The sequence below is a fragment of the Nitrospirillum amazonense genome (genome assembly GCF_007828035.1).
Classification (GTDB): domain Bacteria; phylum Pseudomonadota; class Alphaproteobacteria; order Azospirillales; family Azospirillaceae; genus Nitrospirillum; species Nitrospirillum amazonense.
Genome location: NZ_VITV01000002.1, coordinates 684,458 through 704,538, shown reverse-complemented (window position 1 = coordinate 704,538; position 20,081 = coordinate 684,458). Strand labels below are relative to the sequence as shown.

19 protein-coding genes are annotated in these 20,081 nt (G+C 68.9%); 13 read left to right on the top strand and 6 right to left on the bottom strand.

Going from position 1 to position 20,081, the window contains the following annotated elements; translation table 11 throughout:
* Positions 1-46 precede the first annotated feature (46 nt).
* Genes FBZ87_RS07190 through FBZ87_RS29115 form a run of 3 tightly spaced genes read left to right on the top strand, consistent with a single transcriptional unit; the run spans position 47 to position 4,931 of the window.
* Positions 47-736 (top strand): flagellar motor protein MotB, encoded by a 690-nt coding sequence (locus FBZ87_RS07190; protein ID WP_186454624.1) that lies wholly within the window; start codon positions 47-49, stop codon positions 734-736.
* Entirely contained in the window at positions 733-1,491 is a 759-nt protein-coding gene (locus FBZ87_RS07185; protein WP_145609618.1) for an OmpA/MotB family protein, read from the top strand. The genes FBZ87_RS07190 and FBZ87_RS07185 overlap by 4 nt, the downstream gene beginning before the upstream one ends.
* Positions 1,488-4,931 carry a tetratricopeptide repeat protein gene (locus tag FBZ87_RS29115; protein ID WP_186454623.1) on the top strand — a complete coding sequence of 1,148 codons (3,444 nt, stop codon included), beginning with the start codon at positions 1,488-1,490 and terminating at the stop codon, positions 4,929-4,931. The genes FBZ87_RS07185 and FBZ87_RS29115 overlap by 4 nt, the downstream gene beginning before the upstream one ends.
* A 17-nt stretch (positions 4,932-4,948) precedes the next feature.
* On the opposite strand, the gene FBZ87_RS07170 is transcribed toward FBZ87_RS29115, so the two are convergent.
* The 5 genes from FBZ87_RS07170 to FBZ87_RS29630 all read right to left on the bottom strand — a co-directional run bounded on the left by FBZ87_RS07170 (position 4,949) and on the right by FBZ87_RS29630 (position 7,403).
* Positions 4,949-5,404 carry an STY0301 family protein gene (locus FBZ87_RS07170; RefSeq protein ID WP_145609617.1) on the bottom strand — a complete coding sequence of 152 codons (456 nt, stop codon included), beginning with the start codon at positions 5,402-5,404 and terminating at the stop codon, positions 4,949-4,951.
* Between the two features lie 134 nt (positions 5,405-5,538).
* Positions 5,539-6,312, bottom strand: a complete 774-nt coding sequence (fliP, locus tag FBZ87_RS07165) for a flagellar type III secretion system pore protein FliP (protein ID WP_186454622.1) — start codon at positions 6,310-6,312, stop codon at positions 5,539-5,541.
* Positions 6,309-6,656: a FliO/MopB family protein gene (locus FBZ87_RS07160; RefSeq protein WP_246134278.1), complete on the bottom strand. Its 348-nt coding sequence runs from the start codon at positions 6,654-6,656 to the stop codon at positions 6,309-6,311. Before FBZ87_RS07160 ends, fliP begins: the two co-directional genes overlap by 4 nt.
* A gap of 4 nt (positions 6,657-6,660) precedes the next feature.
* Positions 6,661-6,993 (bottom strand): hypothetical protein, encoded by a 333-nt coding sequence (locus FBZ87_RS07155; RefSeq protein WP_145609616.1) that lies wholly within the window; start codon positions 6,991-6,993, stop codon positions 6,661-6,663.
* A complete protein-coding gene (locus FBZ87_RS29630) occupies positions 6,990-7,403 on the bottom strand; it encodes an EscU/YscU/HrcU family type III secretion system export apparatus switch protein (RefSeq protein WP_342780896.1) in 414 nt (137 codons plus the stop codon). The genes FBZ87_RS07155 and FBZ87_RS29630 overlap by 4 nt, the downstream gene beginning before the upstream one ends.
* Before the next feature lie 383 nt (positions 7,404-7,786).
* On the opposite strand from FBZ87_RS29630, the gene flgB reads away from it, so the two are divergent.
* From flgB to recA, 8 genes are all read left to right on the top strand, one after another.
* Entirely contained in the window at positions 7,787-8,194 is a 408-nt protein-coding gene (gene flgB / locus FBZ87_RS07145; RefSeq protein ID WP_145609615.1) for a flagellar basal body rod protein FlgB, read from the top strand.
* Between the two features lie 73 nt (positions 8,195-8,267).
* Positions 8,268-8,678 carry a flagellar basal body rod protein FlgC gene (gene flgC, locus FBZ87_RS07140; RefSeq protein ID WP_145609614.1) on the top strand — a complete coding sequence of 137 codons (411 nt, stop codon included), beginning with the start codon at positions 8,268-8,270 and terminating at the stop codon, positions 8,676-8,678.
* 27 nt (positions 8,679-8,705) lie between these two features.
* On the top strand, positions 8,706-9,011 hold the full coding sequence (gene fliE, locus FBZ87_RS07135) for a flagellar hook-basal body complex protein FliE (protein WP_145609613.1): 306 nt from the start codon (positions 8,706-8,708) through the stop codon (positions 9,009-9,011).
* 134 nt (positions 9,012-9,145) lie between these two features.
* A complete protein-coding gene (gene fliQ, locus FBZ87_RS07130; protein ID WP_004272109.1) occupies positions 9,146-9,424 on the top strand; it encodes a flagellar biosynthesis protein FliQ in 279 nt (92 codons plus the stop codon).
* Positions 9,424-10,185: a flagellar biosynthetic protein FliR gene (gene fliR / locus FBZ87_RS07125; protein ID WP_145609806.1), complete on the top strand. Its 762-nt coding sequence runs from the start codon at positions 9,424-9,426 to the stop codon at positions 10,183-10,185. The genes fliQ and fliR overlap by 1 nt, the downstream gene beginning before the upstream one ends.
* Positions 10,186-10,198: 13 nt before the next feature.
* Positions 10,199-11,281: a flagellar biosynthesis protein FlhB gene (gene flhB, locus FBZ87_RS07120; RefSeq protein WP_145609612.1), complete on the top strand. Its 1,083-nt coding sequence runs from the start codon at positions 10,199-10,201 to the stop codon at positions 11,279-11,281.
* Positions 11,282-11,397: 116 nt separating this feature from the next.
* Positions 11,398-13,965, top strand: coding sequence for a hybrid sensor histidine kinase/response regulator (locus FBZ87_RS07115; RefSeq protein WP_145609611.1), 2,568 nt, complete (start codon positions 11,398-11,400; stop codon positions 13,963-13,965).
* A gap of 304 nt (positions 13,966-14,269) precedes the next feature.
* Positions 14,270-15,346 (top strand): recombinase RecA, encoded by a 1,077-nt coding sequence (recA, locus tag FBZ87_RS07110; protein ID WP_145609610.1) that lies wholly within the window; start codon positions 14,270-14,272, stop codon positions 15,344-15,346.
* Between the two features lie 89 nt (positions 15,347-15,435).
* Here the strand turns inward: recA and FBZ87_RS07105 are convergent, their stop codons facing one another.
* Positions 15,436-15,927, bottom strand: a complete 492-nt coding sequence (locus tag FBZ87_RS07105; RefSeq protein ID WP_145609609.1) for a DUF2867 domain-containing protein — start codon at positions 15,925-15,927, stop codon at positions 15,436-15,438.
* 147 nt (positions 15,928-16,074) lie between these two features.
* Here FBZ87_RS07105 and FBZ87_RS07100 point away from each other — a divergent pair, with 147 nt between their 5' ends.
* Complete coding sequence (locus tag FBZ87_RS07100) at positions 16,075-17,124, top strand: hypothetical protein (RefSeq protein WP_145609608.1); 1,050 nt, start codon at positions 16,075-16,077, stop codon at positions 17,122-17,124.
* A gap of 218 nt (positions 17,125-17,342) precedes the next feature.
* Positions 17,343-20,000 carry an alanine--tRNA ligase gene (gene alaS / locus FBZ87_RS07095; RefSeq protein WP_145609607.1) on the top strand — a complete coding sequence of 886 codons (2,658 nt, stop codon included), beginning with the start codon at positions 17,343-17,345 and terminating at the stop codon, positions 19,998-20,000.
* Positions 20,001-20,081 lie beyond the last annotated feature (81 nt).

Below are 20,081 nucleotides of genomic sequence, written 5' to 3'. Positions count from 1 at the left end.
CCCAAAGGCGACGGCTATGACGGTTGGGGCGTCCAGGAACCGGCCCATGGCGGGGCTGGTGTCGGGGGGACGGAAGATCGCCCAGGAGGAGGGCGGGGTCTTCGTCCTCTACCTGTCGGTATTCTTCCTGCTGCTGGCGTTCTTCATCCTGCTGACCTCGCTGTCCACCTTCGAGAACCGGAAGTTCGACGCCGTTGTGCAGGCTGTGCAGGACGCGTTCGGCGTCACCCTCACCCAGGGGCCGGCGGCGCAGGCCGCCCTGGCCCGCGCGGATGAGCGCCTGGGCGCCGTGGGCCGCCGCCTGGTGGCCGTGATGCCCGACGCCGTCATCGACCAGAGCGGCAAGGGCGGCACCCTGGCCGCGACCATGCCCACATCCAGCCTGTTCGCCACGGCGGCGGCGGAGGGGGGCGGCACCATCGTCACCGTCCTGCCCGGCCGCGAGGGCGTGTGGCACCAGATGGCCGAGGCCGTGCGCCCGGATGAGGAGACGGGGCTGGAGATCGACCTGGAGTTCCTGGTGGGCGACGGCGGCAATCCCGGCGCCAGCCTGCCCGTGTTCCAGGCCGGCGCCATGGCCCGCACCCTGGCCGCGGCCGGCGTGGCCCCGCGCGCCATGACCGTGGGGGTGGAGAAGGGCAGGGCGGACACGGTGCGCTTCCTGTTCCGCGCCCGGCTGCCGCGTGCCGGCCTGCCGGCGGTTCCGGTGACGCCGGCGGCGGAGACGCGGCCATGAGCGAGCCCGATGCCCTGCCGCCGCCCATCCCGGGCTTCCTGCCGTCCCTGGCGCCCAAGGTCCAGGCGCCCAAGCGCATCTGGCTGATTTCCTTCACCGATTTCGTCTGCCTGATGCTGTCGTTCTTCGTCATGCTGTACGGCATGACGGCCCCGGACGCGCGGCGGGACCAGGTGCTGCAGGCCATCTTCGGCGGTTCCCCTGCCGAGCAGCACGGCAACGGCAACCTGGACCGGGGCAAGGCCACCGACCTGGGCTATCTGGCCCGGGTGATGGAACGCCAGCTGTCAAGCGAGCCGGCCCTGGCCGCCGTCCGCGTCATCCATGCGGGCGACCGTCTGGTGGCCGCCCTGCCGGAGGAGGCGCTGTTCGCCCCCGGGGCCACCACCCTGTCCTCCGCCGGGGCGGCCATCCTGTTCGCGCTGGGCGGGGTGGTCAGCAACGTCGCCAACGCGGTTGAGGTCGTGGGCCATACCGACCTCAACTCCATTGGTCCCGGCTCCAACGCGCCCGGCGCCATCGCCAACGCCGCCTACCCATCCACCTGGGAACTGTCGCTGGCGCGTGGCCGCACCATCGCCCTGGCGCTGGCCCGCGCGGGCTATGCCGAACCCATCACCGTACGCGGCCAGGCCGACGGCGCCGGTCCGGCTGCCCCGGGTGCTGCTACCGACGCCGACCGGGCCACGGCCGACCGCCGCATCGACATCGCCATCCGTGAATACGCCGCCCGGGACGGCAAGCCTCCGTCATGACCGCTTACGCCCCGCTTTTCCGCTCCCTGCTGATGGTCGCCGCCCTGGCGCTGGCGGCGACCCCCGCTCTGGCCGCCGGCCAGGAGACCAGGGAGTCGCCGCCCGCCGCTACCCAGCCCACCGCCATCCAGCCTGCGGCCGCGCAGCCGGCGGAGGCGGGCGCCGCCCTGCCCACGGTGACGGTGCGTGCCGGTGAACATCCCGGCCGCAGCCGCCTGGTGTTCGACTGGGCGGGACCGGTCAAGTCGACGCTGGAGCGCGACGGTGCCAAGCTGCTGATTCATTTCGACAGGCCGGCCAAGGCCGATCTGGGCGCCGCCCGCAAGGCCCGCTCTCCCCGCATCTCGGGGGTGGAAGCGGTGGCGGGCGGTTCCGGCCTGACCGTCGCCCTGACCATCCCCGCCAACGCGACGGTCGAACAGTCCCGCTCCGGCGACAAGGTCGTCATCGACGTGGGCGACGGCAAGCCCGGCGCCCCGCCGGCCCCTGCCAGCACGACCACCAGCATTGGCGCCTCGGGCCCCTCGGCGGAGAGGGCGGCCCCCGCCGCCAAGACGCCGGTGGCGGCGCCCAGCCAGGCTGCCGCCCTGTCGCCCGCTGGGCCGCCCGCAAGCGGCGCCCCGCCCTCGGTGGCAGCACCGCCGGCCGACCCGCGCGCCGTCAAGGAAGGCCAGCCGCTGTACCTGATCCAGCAGCAGGCGGCCAAGGATGCGGCCGCGAAAGAGGCTGCCGCCAAGGCCGTGGCGCAGGCGGCCCCGCCTGCCAAAGCACCAGAGGCCAAGACACCCGAGGCCAAGCCTGCGCCCGCTGGTGAGCATGGCGCTCCCCCGGTGGCGGCGCATCCGCCGGGCGCCTCGGCGCCCGAGGGGGCGCCGGCTTCCGAATCGGCGGCCGCCCAGCCGGGCGCCGACGCACCGCCGGCACCACCGCCTACCCTGGTATTCGATCCCGGCCAGCCCTCGGCGGTGGCTGTGTTCGCGCGGGCCGGCTGGCTGTACGTGCTGTTCGACCGCGCGGTGCCGCCGACCACCGCGCCGACGCAACCCGTCAACCAGCCGGCCGTGCTGGGCCAGGTAGAGCCGGTGGCCTTCACTGGTGGCACCGGCTTCCGCCTGCCGGCGCCAGCCGTGCTGGAGCCCAAGGTGACTGGGGAGGGCGCCACCGGCTATCGCATCACTTTTGACCACGCCCCGACCGCGCCGGCGGACGGCGCGCCGGCGGGCGTGCCGGTGGTGACGGACCCCGACTTCGCGTTGGGCCCCCGCCTGGTGGTGAAGACGCCCAAGCCGGTGAAGGTCTTCACCTTCTCCGACCCGGTGGTGGGCGATACGCTGAAGGTCATCCCCATGAGCCCGGCGCCGCAGTTGATGCCGGTGACGCTGCGCTATGCCGAGGCGCAGTTCCTGCCCACAGCCCAGGGGGTGGTGGTCCGGCCCATCGATGAACGCCTGCTGGTGCAGCCGGCCAAGGAAGGGGTTGAGCTGACGGTGCCGGGCGGCCTGCGCTTGTCGCCGTCCACCGACGTCGCCACCGCCGCACCGCCGCCGCCGGTGGTGGAGCCCGACCGCTTCTTCGACTTCCAGCGCTGGGCCAAGGTGGACCCCAACGGCTTCGTGGCCGGACGCGAGCACGTGATGAACGAGATCGTCAAGGCCCCGCCGGACGATCGGCCCAAGCTGCGCCTGGATCTGGCCCGCTTCTACGCCGGCAACGGCTTCGGTCAGGAAGCGCTGGGCCTGCTGGAGATGGCGCGCAAGGACCAGCCGGATTTGGAGAAGCGGGCGGAGTTCGCGGCCGTGCGCGGCACCGCCCGCATCCTGACCGGCGATGCCAAGGGCGGCCTGGACGACCTGACGGCCCCGGCCCTGCAGAATGAACCGGACGTGGCCCTGTGGCGCGCCTACGCCGCCCACACCACCGGTGACGACGACACCGCCTATCGCCTGTTCCAGAGCCGCCGGGAATTGCTGCGGACATATCCGGAGCCGTTCAACACCCGCTTCAGCCTGGCGGCGACCGAGGCGGCGCTGGCCAAGGGTGACGTGGACACGGCCAATACCCTGCTGGACCGGCTGGTGAAGCGCGGCGCCAACAAGGGGCCGGCCGAGACCGCCATCAACTATCTGCGCGGCGAGGCGGCGCGCCTGGCGGGCGACCATGAGAAGGCCATCGACTCCTACCGCGCGGCGACGGAGGGGACGGACCGCCTCTACCGCACCAAGGCCCGCATGGCGCTGGTGGACGAGGAACTGGCCGCCGGCAAGCTGACCCCCGCCAAGGCGGCGGAGCAGATGGAGAAGATGCGCTTCGCCTGGACGGGCGACGACCTGGAATTGCACATCCTGCGCCGCCTCGCCGACCTGCACATCAAGGCCGGCAACTTCCCCCAGGCCTTCGACACCATGAAGCGCGCCATCACCCTGTTCCCCAATAGCCCCGAGGCGCCGCTGATCACCAAGCAGATGACGGACACCTTCACCGGCCTGTTCGTGCGCAACGGCGCCGACAAGATGCCGCCGCTGGAGGCCTTGTCGCTGTATGAGCAGTACAAGGAACTGACGCCCCCGGGCCCCGACGGCGACACGGTCATCCGCGTGCTGGCGGAGCGGCTGGTGGATGTGGACCTGCTGGACCGCGCGGCCGAACTGCTGGACCGCCAGGTGCAGTACCGCCTGCAGGGGGAGCAGAAGGCCCAGGTGGGCACGCGCGAGGCGGCCATCCGCCTGCTGAACAACCAGCCGGACAAGGCGCTGGCGGCCCTGGACCAGTCGGAGGTGCCGGGCATTCCCGACACCATGGCGGCGGAACGCCGGTTGCTGCGCGCCCGCGCCCTGTCGCGCACCGACAAGGGGCCGGAGGCCGTGGCCCTGCTGAAGCAGGACAACTCCCGCCCCGCCAACCTGATGCGCATCGACATCGCCTGGCATGCCAAGCAGTGGCCGCTGGCGGCCCAGGCCCTGGCCGACGTCATCGGCCCGCCGCCGGCCGCCGGCCAGCCCATCGACCCCACCATTTCGCGCCTGGTGGTGAACCGGGCCGTGGCCCTGTCGCTGGCCCAAGATCTGCCGGGCCTGCAAAAGCTGCGCACCGATTTCGGCCCGTCGATGGACAAGGGGCCGGATTCCAACATGTTCCAGGTGATGACCCGCCCGACCGAGGCCAACGGCCTGCTGGACGCAGCAACCATCCAGAACCAGGTCAAGGAAATCGACCTGTTCAAGAGCTTCCTGGACAGCTACCGCACCCGTCAGACCCAGGGGGCCGCCGTGCCGGGCGATACGACGCCCGCCGCAGCACCGGCGCCCGCCGGCGAAGGGGCGCCCAGCGCCGCCGCGCCGCCGGGTGGTGGTCAACCGGCCGGGAACCCGCCACCCACGGCGTTGACGGCGCCGTCAACGCCCGCCGCAGCCCCGCCAGCGCCGGCAAGCCAGCGGCGCTGAGCGGGTTCTCCAGCGACTTACTGGCAGTTCAGGCCGGCGGCCATGTTGCCGTCGGGCGACAGGGTCACGGTGCAGGTGTGGACACTGGCCGGCATCTTGGACGCGATCATGATGGCGGTGGCGTCATAGGCGCAGGCCATCCACAGGTTCTGGGCCTGGGCCGGCGTGAAATTCCAGGTCAGGGCCGTGCGCGACTGGCTGGCCGGGGGCAGGGGCGGCTGGCCGCCGGGTTCGCCGTTCCAGAACAGGATGGCCGCCAGCGGCAGGGGCAGGGCGCTGCCATCCGGCGCCTTGGGCGGGTTGCCGTCCTGGTAGGCCTTGAAGCCGGCCGGCACGTCCTTGACCGTCTCGGTCACCGGCAGGGTCTTGGGGCACTGCGGGCCGGCCTGGGCGGCCGCCTGGCCGGCCCCCAACCCGGTGATGGCGGTGACGGCAAACAGGGACAGCAGACCGCTGGTCAGAACCTTCTTCATTTTCCTCACTCAGGTCGTGTGGCGTGTGGGGCAAGGCGTTGATCCTAACGCCTTCTACGAATCTAGATGGGAAGAGCCTGCTGAACAGCGGCAAAGCGCCCCACACTTCGTTGCGCCGGCGCCGAGGGGCGGCGCTACCCGAAGCTTTTCACCAGGCTGCCGACGATCAGGTACCAGCCGTCCACCAGCACGAAGAAGATGATCTTGAACGGCAGGGAGATCATGGCCGGGGGCAGCATCATCATGCCCATGGACTGCAGCACCGACGACACCACCATGTCGATGACCAGGAAGGGCACGAACACCAGGAAGCCGATCTCGAAGGAGCGCTTGAGCTCGGACAGCATGAAGGCGGGGATGACCACCTGGATGGGCAGATCCTTGGCTGCCGTCACTTTGTCGATCTTGGCAATGTCGGTGAACAGCTGTAGGTCGCGTTCCCGCGTGTGCTTCAGCATGAAGTCCTGGAAGGGTACGACGGCGTTCTTCAGGCCCGTCAGTTCATCCACCTGTTCATCGATCATGGGCTTGATGCCCGCGTCGTAGGACGCCTGGAAGGTGGGCGCCATGATGAAGAAGGTGAGGAACAAGGCCAGGCTCAGCATCACCTGGTTGGGCGGCACCTGCTGCGTGCCCATGGCGGAGCGCAGGAAGCCCAGCACGATGATGATGCGCACGAAGCTGGTCATCATCACCAGGATGCTGGGCGCCACCGACAGCACGCTGATCAGCACCACCAGCTGGATGATGCGGCTGGTGGAACTGCCCCCCTGCGAGCCCAGGTCCAGGTTCAGGCTTTGCGCATAGGCGGTGCCGGCCAGCAGCGAGGCCGCCACCGTCAGCAGCATGGCCAGGACGGGCCCGCCCCAGCGGAACAGGCGGGAGGGGCGGCTGGGGGTGGTGCTCATGGTACAGGCCCCGGGGCGGGCGCCGGCGGGGCGGCGGCCTCGTTCAGAACGGTCTCGAAGGTGGAGGGGCCGCCCGGCGGTATGGGGCCCTCCAGGTGCAGGTCCTGGGTGCCGCCCAGCAGCAGCAGATGTTCCACCCCGTCGCGCCGGATCAGCACCAGGCGGCGGCGCGGGTCCAGGGCCATGGCCTCCACCACGCCCAGGCGGCGCTGGGCCCGGCCGGGCAGGCGCATCAGGGCGCCGCCGCCGAAGCGGCGCACCAGCCAGCCGGTGACCAGGATGAAGCCCAGCACCAGGCCCAGCATCAGGGCGGCGTAGACGTAATAGGCGGCGGACGTGGTCATGGGGTCAGCCGACATCCGGATCTTCGGCCCGGCGGTAGGCGGCGGCCGCCCGGCCCACCGTGGCCTTGCCCTGCGTCAGCTCGTTGGCCTTCCTCACCACCGCTTCCAGCCGCTCCAGGGCCGCCAGCACGCCCTCCAGTCGCGGCAGGAAGGATCGGGCTTCCTGCGGCGACAACTGGACAACTGCATTGCATAATGCAGTGGCCTCATCCTCCAGGCCGGCGAATTCCACCGCGTCGCCGGCCGCGACAAGGTCGGCGGTGCGGTTCAGGATGGCCAGCAGGTCGTCCATGGCCGTGGCCAAGGCATCCGCTTCGGGGGAAAGGGGCGGGGTCATCTGATCGGCGGTGTTCCGGACGTGGTGCCGGGCCCCGGACCGGGGGCCTGGCCATAAGGGTTGGGGGGCTGGACGGTTCCGGGGGAGGTTGCATCCAGCGGGACGCCGCTGCTGAGGCGGCCGTTGGCACGGTAGACGTGGGCCAGGATTTCCGCCACCGCCGCCAGCGCCTCGATGGGAATTTCGCTGTCGATGTCGATGACCGACAGGATTTCCGCCAGGTCCGCATCCTGCCGCACCTTCACGCCGTTGGCGAAGGCCAGTTCCAGGATCTGCTCGGCCACGGCGCCCTGGCCGGTGGCGACGATGCGCGGCAGGCCCTCGGCCATGTGCTGCAAGGCCACCGCCACCTGGCGGCGGGGCTTGTCGCTGTCGTCCTCGGGGTCTGGGGGCGTGGGGCCGGAGGGCAAAGGGGGATGAGTCCTTCGTTGAATTGAAAAGCGGCCCCGGCCGGCCATATGGGGCCTGGTCGGCACATGCAGGGACGGGGCCAGGGTATATCCCGCCGCCCCCGGACGCAAATGGGCAGCCGCCTGAAAGGGCGTCGCCGATGGGCCCGAAACGCTACCGTCATTGGAAAATGCGGGGGGACGCCGGACCGGTGTCCGGACCCAGGACGTGAAGGCCGGCAAAAAATGCTGGAATCCCATTTGGTTTAGAGCGATTCTCTAGGTAATGGCTTGCAGATTGCATATGACCCATCTATCGCGATAGAGGTGCCTGGGCCTGGCGTTTGGCGCTTTTGGGGACGGTGACCCCCGGTTTGACCCTTATGGGTAGGTGAGTACGGATCATGGACCTGAACAGGCTGGGTATCTTCAAGCTGATGTCGGACAAGATGGCCTGGGACAACCAGCGCCAGGAGGTCCTGGCGCAGAACGTCTCCAATTCCGACACGCCGAACTACCAGGCGCAGGACCTGGTGCCTTTCGATTTCAAGCACCAATTGCGCGAGGCCGGGCATCTGGACCTGGTGTCGACCGATCCGGCCCACCTGTCGGCCAGCAGCACGGGGGCGGGCGGCTTCCGCTCCGCCAAGGAACGCACGGCCTATGAGACCTCGCCCACCGGCAACGCCGTGGTGCTGGAGGACCAGATGACCAAGATTGGTCAGAACGCCATCGACTTCCAGGCGCTGACCAACCTCTACCGCAAGCAGATCGGCATGCTGAAGATGGCCCTGGGCAAGGGGTCCAGCTGAGCGGTTCTGGTTAACGTGTTCTTGATGGTTCGCAGCGTATTTTAGGCTTCAAGGGTTGGGGACGAGGGTTCCGATGGATTTGATGAACGCGCTGAACTTGTCCACCGCCGGCATGAAGGCGCAGGGCGCCCGCCTGCGCGTCATCGCGGAGAACCTGGCCAACACCGACAGCACGGCCGCCAGCCCGGGCGACCTGCCTTACCGCCGCAAGGTGGTGCTGTTCGCCAACAGCCTGGACAAGGCGCTGGGCATCGACACCGTCAAGGTGAAGAAGGTCGACGTCGACCGCGGCGACTTCCAGCGCAAGTTCGATCCCGGCCACCCCAGCGCCGACAGCGAGGGCTATGTGCTGATGCCCAACGTCAACGGCCTGGTAGAATCGATGGACATGCGCGAGGCCCAGCGGTCGTATGAGGCCAACCTGGGCGTCATCGACGCCACCCGCACCATGCTGACCAAGACCATCGACCTGCTGCGCAACTGAGCCGCGAACCGGAGCTGAGTGAACAAGATGGCCATTCCCATTCCGAACGCGATCGCGGCCTACGCCAACACGGCCCGCCAGGGCGCCGGGCCCGGCATGGCGGCCCCCGCCAGCGGCCCCAGCTTTGGCGAGCTGATGAAGCAGGCGGCGGTGGACGCCATCGACACCATGCACCAGGGCGAGCGCATGACCGCCGCCGGTGTGGTGGGCAAGGCCGACCTGACCGACGTGGTGAACGCCGTCAGCAACGCCGAGGTGACGCTGCAGGCGGTGACGGCCGTGCGCGACAAGGTCATCTCCGCCTACCAGGAAATCATGCGCATGCCGATGTGACGCCAGTGCCGGAGGAGCACCCTCCGGGCTGGCCTTGTTTCACATTTGTGGGGCGGGTGGTTCTGGGGCAAGCTGGCCCCGACGGGGCGTCCGCCGCCCCTTTCGCGCCCCTCTTCGCGTCTGTGGACCCGCGCATGAACGAACAGGAAATCATCGAGATCGTGCGCCAGTCGCTGCTGACGGTCATCATCGTCAGCGGGCCGATCATGGCCGTGTCCATGGTGGTGGGCCTGGCCGTCTCGCTGTTCCAGGCGCTGACCCAGATCCAGGAACAGACGCTGACCTTCGTGCCCAAGATCATCGCCATGTTCGTGGCCCTGGTGTTCCTGGCCCCCTTCATGATGCACCACATGGTGACCTTCACCGAAGGCATCATGGACAAGATCGTCGGGGTCGGAACGGGCAGCGAGTGATGTTGCAGACCTTCCTCGTCAGCCAGTTCTACGCCTATCTGATGGTGTTCGTGCGGCTGGGCGCGGCCTTCCTGATCATGCCCACCGTGGGTGAAACCTTCGTCTCCACCCGCATCCGCCTGCTGTTCGGCGTGATGGTCGCCCTGGCGGTGACGCCGGCCGTGGGCGGCACCCTGCCGCCGGAGCCGGCGCAGCCCGCCGACATGGCCGTGCTGATCATCGGCGAGGCCTTGATCGGCATCTTCATCGGCACCATCGCCCGCACCATGATGGGGGCCTTGGAAACGGCGGGCAGCCTGATCGCCAACCACGTCGGCCTCAGCTCCGCCCAGGCCTTCAACCCCGCCATGTCCCAGCAGACGACGGTGGTGAACTCCATCCTGGGCATCCTGGGCATCCTGCTGCTGTTCGCCACCGACATGCACCACATGCTGATCCTGGCGGCGGTGCGCAGCTATGGCCTGTTCCCGCCCGGCGGGGCCATGCCGCTGGGCGACTTCACCGAGCATCTGACGCGCATCTTCTCGGAAAGCTTCATGATCGGCCTGCAGATGTCGGCGCCCTTCGTCGTCATCGGCCTGCTGTTCTTCCTGGGCATGGGCCTGGTGGCCCGGCTGGTGCCGTCCATCCAGGTTTTCTTCGTGACCCAGCCGCTGCAGATCGCCCTGGGCCTGCTGCTGCTGGGCGGCAGCCTGTCGGGGCTGATGGTCTATTGGCTGCGCGCCTTCCAGGGGCAGATGATGCCCTTCCTGTCGTCGTAGGGGGAAGGGGCCCATGTCGGAAGACCAGGATCCAGATTCCAAAACGGAAGAGCCGACAGGCAAACGGCTGTCCGAGGCCCGGGGGAAGGGCAACATCCCCAAGTCGCAAGAGGTGCCGCACCTCTTCATGCTGGGCGCCATCCTGGTGCTGGTGGTGGCCGTGCTGCCCTGGACGTTCGGGCGCATCCATAGCGTGCTGGTTCCCTTCATAGAACGGCCGGAGACCATGCCGGTGGACAGGGGTGGGCTGGGCCATTTGTTGACCGAGTTGCTGGGCCAGGTGGCCGTCGCCATGTCCGTGCCCTTCGCCCTGCTGGTGATCGCGGCCTTCCTCGGCTCCGTCCTGCAGGTGGGTTTCGTCTTCAGCACCGAACGGGTGCTGAGCTTCGACCTCAACCGCTTCAATCCCGTCACCAACCTGCTGAACAAGTTCAAGGTCAGCAACCTGATCGAGTTCGCCAAGTCCGTCATCAAGCTGACGGTGGTGTCGGTCATCGTGCTGCCGGGCCTCATCCCCCTGGGCCACGCCGTGGACCATTTCATCGGCCTGCCGCTGATGGGCCTGGTGAATGAGACCAAGAGCCAGGCGGTGGGCCTTATCTTCCGCGTGCTGATCGCCCTGGGCCTGCTGGCCGGCGCCGACTGGTGGTACCAGCGCTGGAAGTTCATGCGCGACATGCGCATGACCAAGCAGGAAGTGAAGGACGAGCATAAGCAGACGGAAGGCGATCCGCTGATCAAGGGCAAGATCCGCGCCCTGCGCATCCAGCGCGCCCGCAGCCGCATGATGGAGAACGTGCCCAAGGCCGACGTGGTGGTGACCAACCCCACCCACTACGCCATCGCGCTGAAGTACGACCCGCTGACCATGACGGCACCCATGGTGGTGGCCAAGGGCGTGGACTTCATCGCCGCCCGCATCCGTGAGCTGGCGGAGGAGCACGGCATCCCCCTGGTGCCCAACCCGCCGCTGGCCCGTGCCCTGTACGCCACCGCCGAGGTGGACGACGAAATCCCGGCCGAGCATTACAAGGCCGTGGCGCAGGTCATTTCCTATGTCTTCAAGTTGAAGAAGAAGACATTTCCCAAGCGCTGACCTAAAGCGCTCTGCCGGAAGGGTGCCGGCGCCTCCGTTTTATTTCGTTCTTGGCATCTCGTCCCGCGCGGCCGGTGCTGGTAGGATCGGGGCCCCCGATCCAGAGGTGCCTGCCGGTGGCCGTTTCCCCCTCCCGCCCGTCCTCCGCCCCGTCCGCGACCCAGCCGGAAAACCTGGCTGGCGGGGCGGCGCGGGCGGGCCTGGCGCTGGTGGCCGGGGTGCCGCTGCTTGCGGCGGCGCTGTTCCTGGCTGCCGCCCTGTCCTGGTGGGGATTGCCGGACCGCACCGCCAGCTTGGCGGCCATCGCCGCCGCCGGCACCTTTTTGCTGATGGCTTTGCTGGGCGTCCTGTGGCTGCGACAGGCGGCGGCGCGCACCGCCGTGCTGCGCGCGGTGGTGGAGGCGGTGCCCGACGCCCTGGCCGTGGCGGGGGCGGATGGGCGCCTGCTGGCCGCCAACGGCGCCTTCGCCGCGTTGGCCAATGCCGTCGAGGGTGGGCGGGTGGTCGACATCCTGGCCCGCCATTGCCGGGAGGGGGCCGACAGCCAGCGGCTGCACGACCTGGAGGAGGCGGTGCGCCGGGGCGAGGGGGGCGAGGCCTTCGTCGTCTTCGTCGATGACACGTCGGGCCAGGGTGGCGGGGGGCATCCCGCCGGCGGTGTGGGCAGGCCGGCGCCGCGGCTGGTGGTGGCGCGGCCCCTGGTCGCCGCGGACCAGGCCGGAGTGTCGGAATGGCGGGTGCGCAGCGGTGGCGCCATCCCCGTGCCGGGCAGCCACCCCTGGCGTGAGCTGTGGGATCTGGCGCCCCTGGGCGTCATGCTGGTGGATGGGGCCGGCACCCTGCTGCGCGTGAACCTGACGTTGGCCGATTGGCTGGGCCATACCCGCGACCTGCTGGAGGATGGCAGCCGCCACCTGCGCGACCTGCTGGCGACACCGCCATTGGGGGAGCTGTTTCCCGGGCGCCTGGCCGGCATGGCGGAGGTGGAACTGGCGGCGGCCCGCGCGGCCCCCTTGCGCGCCAGCGTGCTGCACGTGGCGTCGTCGTCCGGCGGCAGCCTTATCTTCCTGGGCGACCTCACCCGCGAAACCGCGCGGGAGGAGGAGCTGCGCCGGGCGGAGCAGCGCTTTCAGCGCTTCTTCCAGTTCGCGCCCACCGGCTTTGCCTTTGTGGATGGGGAATTCCGCCTGGCGGAGTGCAACCCCACCTTCCTCGCCATGGCCGACCTGCGCCTGGGCGACGTGCAGGGCGAACCCATCGCCAGCCTGTTCCAGCCGGAACACCGCGCCAACCTGCTGGCCCGCCTGGGCGAGGTGCTGGAGGGCCGGCCGACGGCGGGGGCCGGCGGGAGCATGGGCGGGGGCATGGGCACGCCGGTGGAGGCGCGGCTGCGCGGGACCTCCGGCGCCGTGGTGCATGTCTATTCCCGCCGCTTCGACGGCGACGGCGACGGCGACCGCGGCCTGATCCTGCATCTGGTGGACATGACCGCTCAGAAGAACCTGGAGGCGCAGTTCGTCCAATCGCAGAAGATGCAGGCCATCGGCCAGCTGGCCGGCGGCGTGGCGCACGACTTCAACAACCTGCTGACGGCCATGATCGGCTTCTGCGACCTGCTGCTGCTGCGGCACAAGCCGGGCGACCAGTCGTTCAGCGACATCATGCAGATCAAGCAGAACGCCAACCGTGCCGCCAATCTGGTGCGCCAGCTGCTGGCCTTCTCCCGGCAGCAGACGCTGCAGCCCCGGGTGCTGAGCATCACCGACGTTCTGGCGGAATTGTCCAACCTGCTGCGGCGCCTGATCGGCGAAAACATCGAGCTGCGCATGCTGCACGGCCGCGACACCGGCCTGGTGCGGGTGGACCAGGGGCAGCTGGAACAGGTCATCATCAACCTGGCTGTCAACGCCCGCGACGCCATGCCCAAGGGCGGGCGGCTGACCATCGTCACCGGCAACCTGCACACGACCGAGCCCGTCCGCCATGAGACGGAGGAGATGCCGCCCGGCGACTGGGTGGTGGTGGAGGTGATCGATACCGGCATCGGCATCCCGCCGGAGAACCTGCAGCGCATCTTCGAGCCCTTCTTCTCCACCAAGGAGGTGGGGTCGGGCACGGGGCTGGGGCTGTCCACCGTCTATGGCATCGTGCGCCAGACCGGCGGCTTCGTCTTCGTGGAGAGCAAGCCGGGGGAGGGGGCCAAATTCTCCATCCACCTGCCGCGCCTGGACGAGAAGGCGGCCCAGGCCGCGCCAGCGGAAGAGGCCAAGGACAAGGCCGCCGCCGACCTCACCGGCATGGGCACCGTGCTGCTGGTGGAGGATGAGGACGCCGTGCGTGTCTTCGGCGCCCGCGCCCTGCGCAACAAGGGCTACACCGTGCTGGAAGCCCGCAGCGGGGAAGAGGCGCTGGACCTGCTGCAGGGGGAACGGGGCGGGGACGTGGACCTCATCGTCAGCGACGTGGTCATGCCCCAGATGGACGGCCCCACCATGATCGAGCAGGTTCGCCGATTCCGCCCCGACGTGAAGGTCATCTTCATCTCCGGCTATGCCGAAGACCGCTTCCGCCATTCGCTGAAGGACGGTGCGGTGGTCGACTTCCTGCCCAAGCCCTTCAGCCTGAAACAGCTGGCGGCCAAGGTGAAGGAAGTGATGGAAGGCGCCCCGCGCACGGGGGCGTGAGGCGGCGAATCCGGGGGGCTGTCCCGGGGGCTTGCTAACCCTCTGACCTGGAAGCGAATTGAAGCACGGCGACGAGGCCCCGACCGGGGCCGCCGCAGCATTTCGGGGAACGTAGTGGACTGAAATGCGAGGAAGCCCAGCCGGCGGATGCCGGTGTCCGGCGCCAGAGGGCATCATAACAAGAACAAAAAAGAACAAAAGATCAACAAACCCTCTTTCCAGACCAGAACAGACCATGTACGTTCTCCCTCACCACAGCCGTTGAACGCCCGTTGGCCGTATGCGACAAGAGGGGGACAGCAAGATGTCGGCACCACTTCGTCTGGTAGAAACACCCATGGATAAGCAAAAGGCCCTCGACGCCGCTCTCGGCCAGATCGAACGCGCGTTCGGCAAGGGCTCCATCATGAAGCTCGGCGCCAAGGAGGCGTCGATGGAGGTGGATGCCATCTCCACCGGCTCCCTGGGCCTGGACATTGCGTTGGGCATCGGCGGCCTGCCGCGCGGCCGCATCATCGAGATCTACGGGCCGGAAAGCTCGGGCAAGACCACGCTGGCGCTGCATGCCATCGCCGAGGCCCAGAAGGCCGGCGGCACCTGCGCCTTTGTCGATGCCGAGCACGCGCTGGACCCGTCCTACGCCCGCAAGCTGGGCGTGAACGTGGACGACCTGCTGGTCTCCCAGCCCGACGCCGGTGAACAGGCCCTGGAGATCACCGACACGCTGGTGCGCTCCGGTGCCATCGACGTGCTGGTGGTGGACTCGGTGGCGGCCCTGGTGCCGCGCGCCGAACTGGAAGGCGAGATGGGCGACAGCCACGTCGGCCTGCAGGCCCGCCTGATGAGCCAGGCGCTGCGCAAGCTGACCTCGTCCATCTCCAAGTCAAACTGCCTGGTCATCTTCATTAACCAGATCCGCCTGAAGATCGGCGTGATGTTCGGCAACCCGGAGACGACGACCGGCGGTAACGCGCTGAAGTTCTACGCCTCCATCCGCCTGGATATCCGCCGCATCGGCGCCATCAAGGACCGCGACAACGTCGTCGGCAACCAGACCCGCGTGAAGGTGGTGAAGAACAAGCTGGCCCCGCCGTTCCGCGTGGTCGAGTTCGACATCATGTACGGCGAGGGCGTGTCCAAGGTGGGCGAGCTGATCGACCTGGGCATCCAGGCCGGCGTGGTGGAGAAGTCGGGCGCCTGGTTCTCCTATGACGGCCAGCGCGTCGGCCAGGGCCGCGAGAACGCCAAGCAGTTCCTGCGCACCAACCCGGCCATCGCCAAAGCCATCGAGGAAAAGGTCCGCGCCAACGCCGGCCTGGTGGCTGGTGCCATGATGGTGGGCTCCCCCGAGGCCGACGGCGACGCCGACAGCCCCGAGTGATCGGCGCCTCCGGGACAGGCGAATGAAGGAAAGGCGGGCCGGGGACGGTCCGCCTTTTCCTTGTCTGGGTCATTTGCCTGCGGACAGGCTCAGGGCCCCGCCACCTGGCCCAGCATGGTGCGTACCACCAGGCGATGGAAGGGCATGATCAGGGTGAGGTAGGCGCGGCCCAGCCAGTTGTGGGTGCGCACCACCGTGGTGGCGGTGACTTGGCAGCCGCCGGCATCCTGGCGCACATCGACCACGGCGCGGAAATCCAGGTGCTTGTCCGCCATGCCCAGCACCACCCGGTCCGGCCCGCTGCTCAGGATGGGGAAGATGCCGATGTGGCCGGCGCGCGAGGCCTCCGACGCCGCCGGCGGCCGGGGCGCCTTCAGCCCCAGGGGCGCCACGATGGCGTTGCGCAGGGCCATCAGCCGCCGCACCCAGGCGGGGGAGGTGCCCATCATGCGCTGGGCCGCGGCCGGGGCATCGATGACGGCCCCGCCGGACGGCAGCGTCAGGCGAAAGGCGTCGGCGAACTGGGCGCCGGGCAGCAGGGCCCAGGTGTCGGGCCCGGGGGTGACTTCGTGCACAGTCATGGCGGCACTTCCTCGCGCTCCGTCCGCATTTTACCCGCTCCACCCCCAAAGGTGTAAGGCCGCTTAATTGCAGAACTGAGATCAAAGGCGTATCATCCGAACCGATCGCATGAATGCGAAAATCACGGGACCCAAAATGGGGGGCGGATGATGGTTTCGACCACAGGCGCATACGGCTATTCCCAGGCGCAAAGCCTGGCTTCCTCGGTGACGCAGCAGACGTCGCTGTTCGGTGGCGCGTCCACCGCCAACGCCCCCAAAACCACCGCTGAAAAGGTTGCCGCCGCCCTGCAGAAGGGTGACACCGCCGGGGCCATCGGCGCCTTCGTCGATGAAAAGACCCTGAAGAAGCTGACCAAACTGCAGTCCGACGCCACCCAGTTGGACAAGCAGTTGAAGCAGAAGTCCGCCGACAACGACAAGAAGGCCGCCCAGGATAAGGTCGACAACGCCAAGCGCCAGCTGAAGGCCCTGCGCATGCGCGCGCAATTGGCCGCCGCCATGGGCGACAAGCAAGCCGCCGCCCGCATCGCGCGCGAGGCGGCGGACGTGGCCAAGTCCCTGGGCTCCGCCGCGCAGGAATATGCTGGCGCCGTGAAGGACGGCGCCTCGGTCGGCGCCACCGGCGGCGACTCCTCCGCCGCCACCGGCGCTTCGGGCACCAGCGGGGCCAGCACGGGTGGTGCCGCTACCGACATCGCCGGCGTGGGCAGCGACGCCGCCCAAATCCAGGCCACCGCCGCCGGCACCGGCCAGGCTCCGACCACTTCCACCCAGGCCGCTGCTGCCCAGGCTGCCACCACTCAAGCTGCCACCACGGCCGGCGCCAATGCCACCCTGCAGACGGGCGACGCCCAGGCTGCGGCCAATGACGGCAAGACCGACAAGGCCGGCATCATCCAGGTCCCTGACGGTGAAACGGACCTGGCGGCGCGGAAAGAACGCATGGAGTTCATGGGCAACGTCCGCACCCTGATGGCCCAGGCGCGCAGCGTCTACGCCCAGGCCAGGAATGTCCTGGACCGCAAGCGCAAGCCCGGCGATCCAGAGGATCCCGACCACAGCGCCCAAGACATCGCCGACGCCGCCAAGCAGGTGGACGCCGCCGACCAGTCCCTGGCCGCCGGCACCACCCCCACCGTTCCCACCGCGCCCACGGTCGTCGCCACGCCGAACAACACCTTGCTGTTGGTCTGACGGGCTTTTGCGCAGTTCCATCGATTAACCGGCCCGTCGATTGTCCAGTTGACAGGGGGCGGCGGGGCCCATCGGGAATGGAAAGCGGTGAAAAGCCGCGCGCCCAGGGCATGTCATCGCCCCATCCCATGGACAGCCCCCGTATCCACACGCTACAAACCCTGTCCCGGTGTTTCGCGCCCCGGGGTGTTCCGTCGCATGCTTAAGGCTGTTGCCCGATGAAGACCGCCAACGAGATCCGCTCCGCTTTCCTGGACTACTTCGTGAAGAACGGCCACACGGAGGTGGAGTCCAGCCCGCTGGTGCCGCGCAACGACCCGACGTTGATGTTCACCAACGCCGGCATGGTACAGTTCAAGAACGTCTTCACCGGCAACGAGGTGCGCCCCTACACCCGGGCCACCACCTCGCAGAAGTGCGTGCGCGCCGGCGGCAAGCATAACGACCTGGAGAATGTGGGCTACACCGCCCGGCACCACACCTTCTTCGAGATGCTGGGCAACTTCTCCTTCGGCGATTATTTCAAGGCCGACGCCATCGAGCTGGCCTGGAACCTGATCACCAAGACCTTCGCCCTGCCCAAGGACAAGCTGCTGGTCACGGTCTACCACACCGATGACGAGGCGCACGGCCTGTGGAAGAAGGTGGCCGGCCTGTCGGACGACCGCATCATCCGCATCCCCACGGCCGACAATTTCTGGGCCATGGGTGACACCGGTCCCTGCGGCCCGTGCTCCGAGATTTTCTACGACCATGGCGAGGGCATCCCCGGCGGCCCGCCCGGCAGCCCGGACCAGGACGGCGACCGCTTCATCGAAATCTGGAACCTGGTGTTCATGCAGTATGAGCAGGTGACGAAGGAGGAGCGGGTGTCCTTGCCCCGGCCCTCCATCGACACCGGCATGGGGCTGGAGCGTCTGGCGGCGGTGCTGCAGGGCGTGCACGACAATTACGACACCGACCTGATGCGCGCGCTGATCGAGGCGTCGGCCGATGCCACCAACAGCGATCCGTCCGGCGCGCACGCCGTGTCGCACCGCGTCATCGCCGACCATCTGCGCGCCTCCTCCTTCCTCATCGCCGATGGTGTGCTGCCGGCGAACGAGGGGCGCGGCTATGTCCTGCGCCGCATCATGCGCCGCGCCATGCGCCACGCCCACATGATCGGCGCCCGCGATCCGGTGATGCACAAGCTGGTCCCCGCGCTGGTGCGCGAGATGGGCGGCCACTATACCGAGTTGCAGCGCGCCCAGGCCCTTATCACCGAAACCCTGCGGCTGGAGGAAACCCGGTTCAAGCAGACGCTGGATCGCGGCCTGAAGCTGCTGGACGAGGAAGAGGACAAGCTGGGCGCCGGCCAGCCTCTGCCCGGCGAGGTGGCGTTCAAGCTGTACGACACCTACGGCTTCCCCCTGGACCTGACGCAGGACGTGCTGCGCGGCCGCAACCGCACGGTCGAGGTCGATGGCTTCACCGCCGCCATGGAGCGCCAGCGGGCCGAGGCGCGCAAGGCCTGGGCCGGCAGCGGCGAGGCCGCGACCGAGCGCGTGTGGTTCGAGCTGAAGGATGAGCTGGGCGCCACCGAGTTCCTGGGCTATGACACCGAGAACGCCGAGGGCAAGGTCACGGCGGTGCTGGACCGGCAGGGCAACAAGCTGGACAAGGCGACCGCCGGCCAGGACGTCATTGTCCTGGTGAACCAGACGCCGTTCTATGGTGAGTCCGGCGGCCAGGTGGGCGATAGCGGCGTCATTTTCGGCGCCGGTGGCGTCGAGGTGGCCATCAGCGACACGCAGAAGAAGCTGGGCGCCGTCTTCGCCCACATCGGCACCGTCACCCACGGCACCCTGGCCCCGGGCCAGTTGGTGGAGTTGCGCGTCAACGGCCGCCGCCGGGGCGACATCCGCGCCAACCATTCCGCCACCCACCTGCTGCACGAAGCCCTGCGCCAGCGCCTGGGCGAGCATGTCACGCAGAAGGGCTCGCTGGTGTCGGCGGAGCGCCTGCGCTTCGACATCAGCCAGCCGACGCCGCTGTCGGACGACGACGTGCGCGTGGTCGAGGCGGCGGTGAACGCCCGCATCCTGGGCAACAGCGAGGTCGTCACCCGCCTGATGACCCCGGCCGAGGCCATCGAGCAAGGCGCCATGGCCCTGTTCGGCGAAAAGTACGGCGACGAGGTCCGCGTGGTTTCGATGGGTGGCCAGGACGAGGGCCAGAACCGCCAGTACTCCGTGGAACTGTGCGGCGGCACCCACGTGCGCCGCACCGGCGACATCGGCCTGTTCAAGATCGTGTCGGAGGGGGCCGTCTCCGCCGGCGTGCGCCGTATCGAGGCGCTGACCGGCCGGGGCGCCTTCGAGTACCTGGAAGGGCAGGAGGGTCGCCTGCTGGCCGCCGCCGGTGCCCTGAAGGTTTCCGCCGCGGAGGTGCCGGCCCGCGTCGCCACCCTGGTGGAGGAGCGCCGCCGCCTGGAAAAGGAAGTGGCCGACCTGAAGCGCCAGCTGGCCCTGGGCGGGGGCGGCGGTGCCGCCGCCACGCCGGAAAAGGTGATCAACGGCGTTAAGCTGTCGGCCCGCGTGCTGGACGGCATCGAGGCCAAAGACCTGAAGCCCCTGGCCGATGAGATCAAGGGCCAGATCGGCAGCGGCATCGTCCTGCTGGTGGCCAAGGGCGAAGGCAAGGTGACCCTGGTGGCCGCCGTGACCGCCGACCTGACGGGCCGCTTCAACGCCGTCGATCTGGTGAAGCTCGCGGCGGCGGCCGTGGGCGGCAAGGGCGGCGGCGGCCGCCCCGACATGGCCCAGGCCGGCGGCAGCGAGCCCGACAAGGCCGACGCCGCCGTGGCGGCGGTCGAAGCGGCGCTCGCCGGCTAATCGCTACTCCTCAAGCAGCGGTATGAGAATTTTCTCATGCCGCTGTAGGACGCGACTGCGTCCGCCGGAACTTTTCGGGTA

Excerpts from the sequence above, each read along its gene's own strand:
- FBZ87_RS07190 (WP_186454624.1), top strand. The coding sequence starts at position 47 with ATGGCGGGGCTGGTGTCGGGGGGACGGAAGATCGCCCAGGAGGAGGGC.
- FBZ87_RS07185 (WP_145609618.1), top strand. The coding sequence starts at position 733 with ATGAGCGAGCCCGATGCCCTGCCGCCGCCCATCCCGGGCTTCCTGCCG.
- FBZ87_RS29115 (WP_186454623.1), top strand. The coding sequence starts at position 1,488 with ATGACCGCTTACGCCCCGCTTTTCCGCTCCCTGCTGATGGTCGCCGCC.
- FBZ87_RS07170 (WP_145609617.1), bottom strand. The coding sequence starts at position 5,404 with ATGAAGAAGGTTCTGACCAGCGGTCTGCTGTCCCTGTTTGCCGTCACC.
- fliP (WP_186454622.1), bottom strand. The coding sequence starts at position 6,312 with ATGAGCACCACCCCCAGCCGCCCCTCCCGCCTGTTCCGCTGGGGCGGG.
- FBZ87_RS07160 (WP_246134278.1), bottom strand. The coding sequence starts at position 6,656 with ATGACCACGTCCGCCGCCTATTACGTCTACGCCGCCCTGATGCTGGGC.
- FBZ87_RS07155 (WP_145609616.1), bottom strand. The coding sequence starts at position 6,993 with ATGACCCCGCCCCTTTCCCCCGAAGCGGATGCCTTGGCCACGGCCATG.
- flgB (WP_145609615.1), top strand. The coding sequence starts at position 7,787 with ATGGACCTGAACAGGCTGGGTATCTTCAAGCTGATGTCGGACAAGATG.
- flgC (WP_145609614.1), top strand. The coding sequence starts at position 8,268 with ATGGATTTGATGAACGCGCTGAACTTGTCCACCGCCGGCATGAAGGCG.
- fliE (WP_145609613.1), top strand. The coding sequence starts at position 8,706 with ATGGCCATTCCCATTCCGAACGCGATCGCGGCCTACGCCAACACGGCC.
- fliQ (WP_004272109.1), top strand. The coding sequence starts at position 9,146 with ATGAACGAACAGGAAATCATCGAGATCGTGCGCCAGTCGCTGCTGACG.
- fliR (WP_145609806.1), top strand. The coding sequence starts at position 9,424 with ATGTTGCAGACCTTCCTCGTCAGCCAGTTCTACGCCTATCTGATGGTG.
- flhB (WP_145609612.1), top strand. The coding sequence starts at position 10,199 with ATGTCGGAAGACCAGGATCCAGATTCCAAAACGGAAGAGCCGACAGGC.
- recA (WP_145609610.1), top strand. The coding sequence starts at position 14,270 with ATGTCGGCACCACTTCGTCTGGTAGAAACACCCATGGATAAGCAAAAG.
- FBZ87_RS07105 (WP_145609609.1), bottom strand. The coding sequence starts at position 15,927 with ATGACTGTGCACGAAGTCACCCCCGGGCCCGACACCTGGGCCCTGCTG.
- FBZ87_RS07100 (WP_145609608.1), top strand. The coding sequence starts at position 16,075 with ATGATGGTTTCGACCACAGGCGCATACGGCTATTCCCAGGCGCAAAGC.
- alaS (WP_145609607.1), top strand. The coding sequence starts at position 17,343 with ATGAAGACCGCCAACGAGATCCGCTCCGCTTTCCTGGACTACTTCGTG.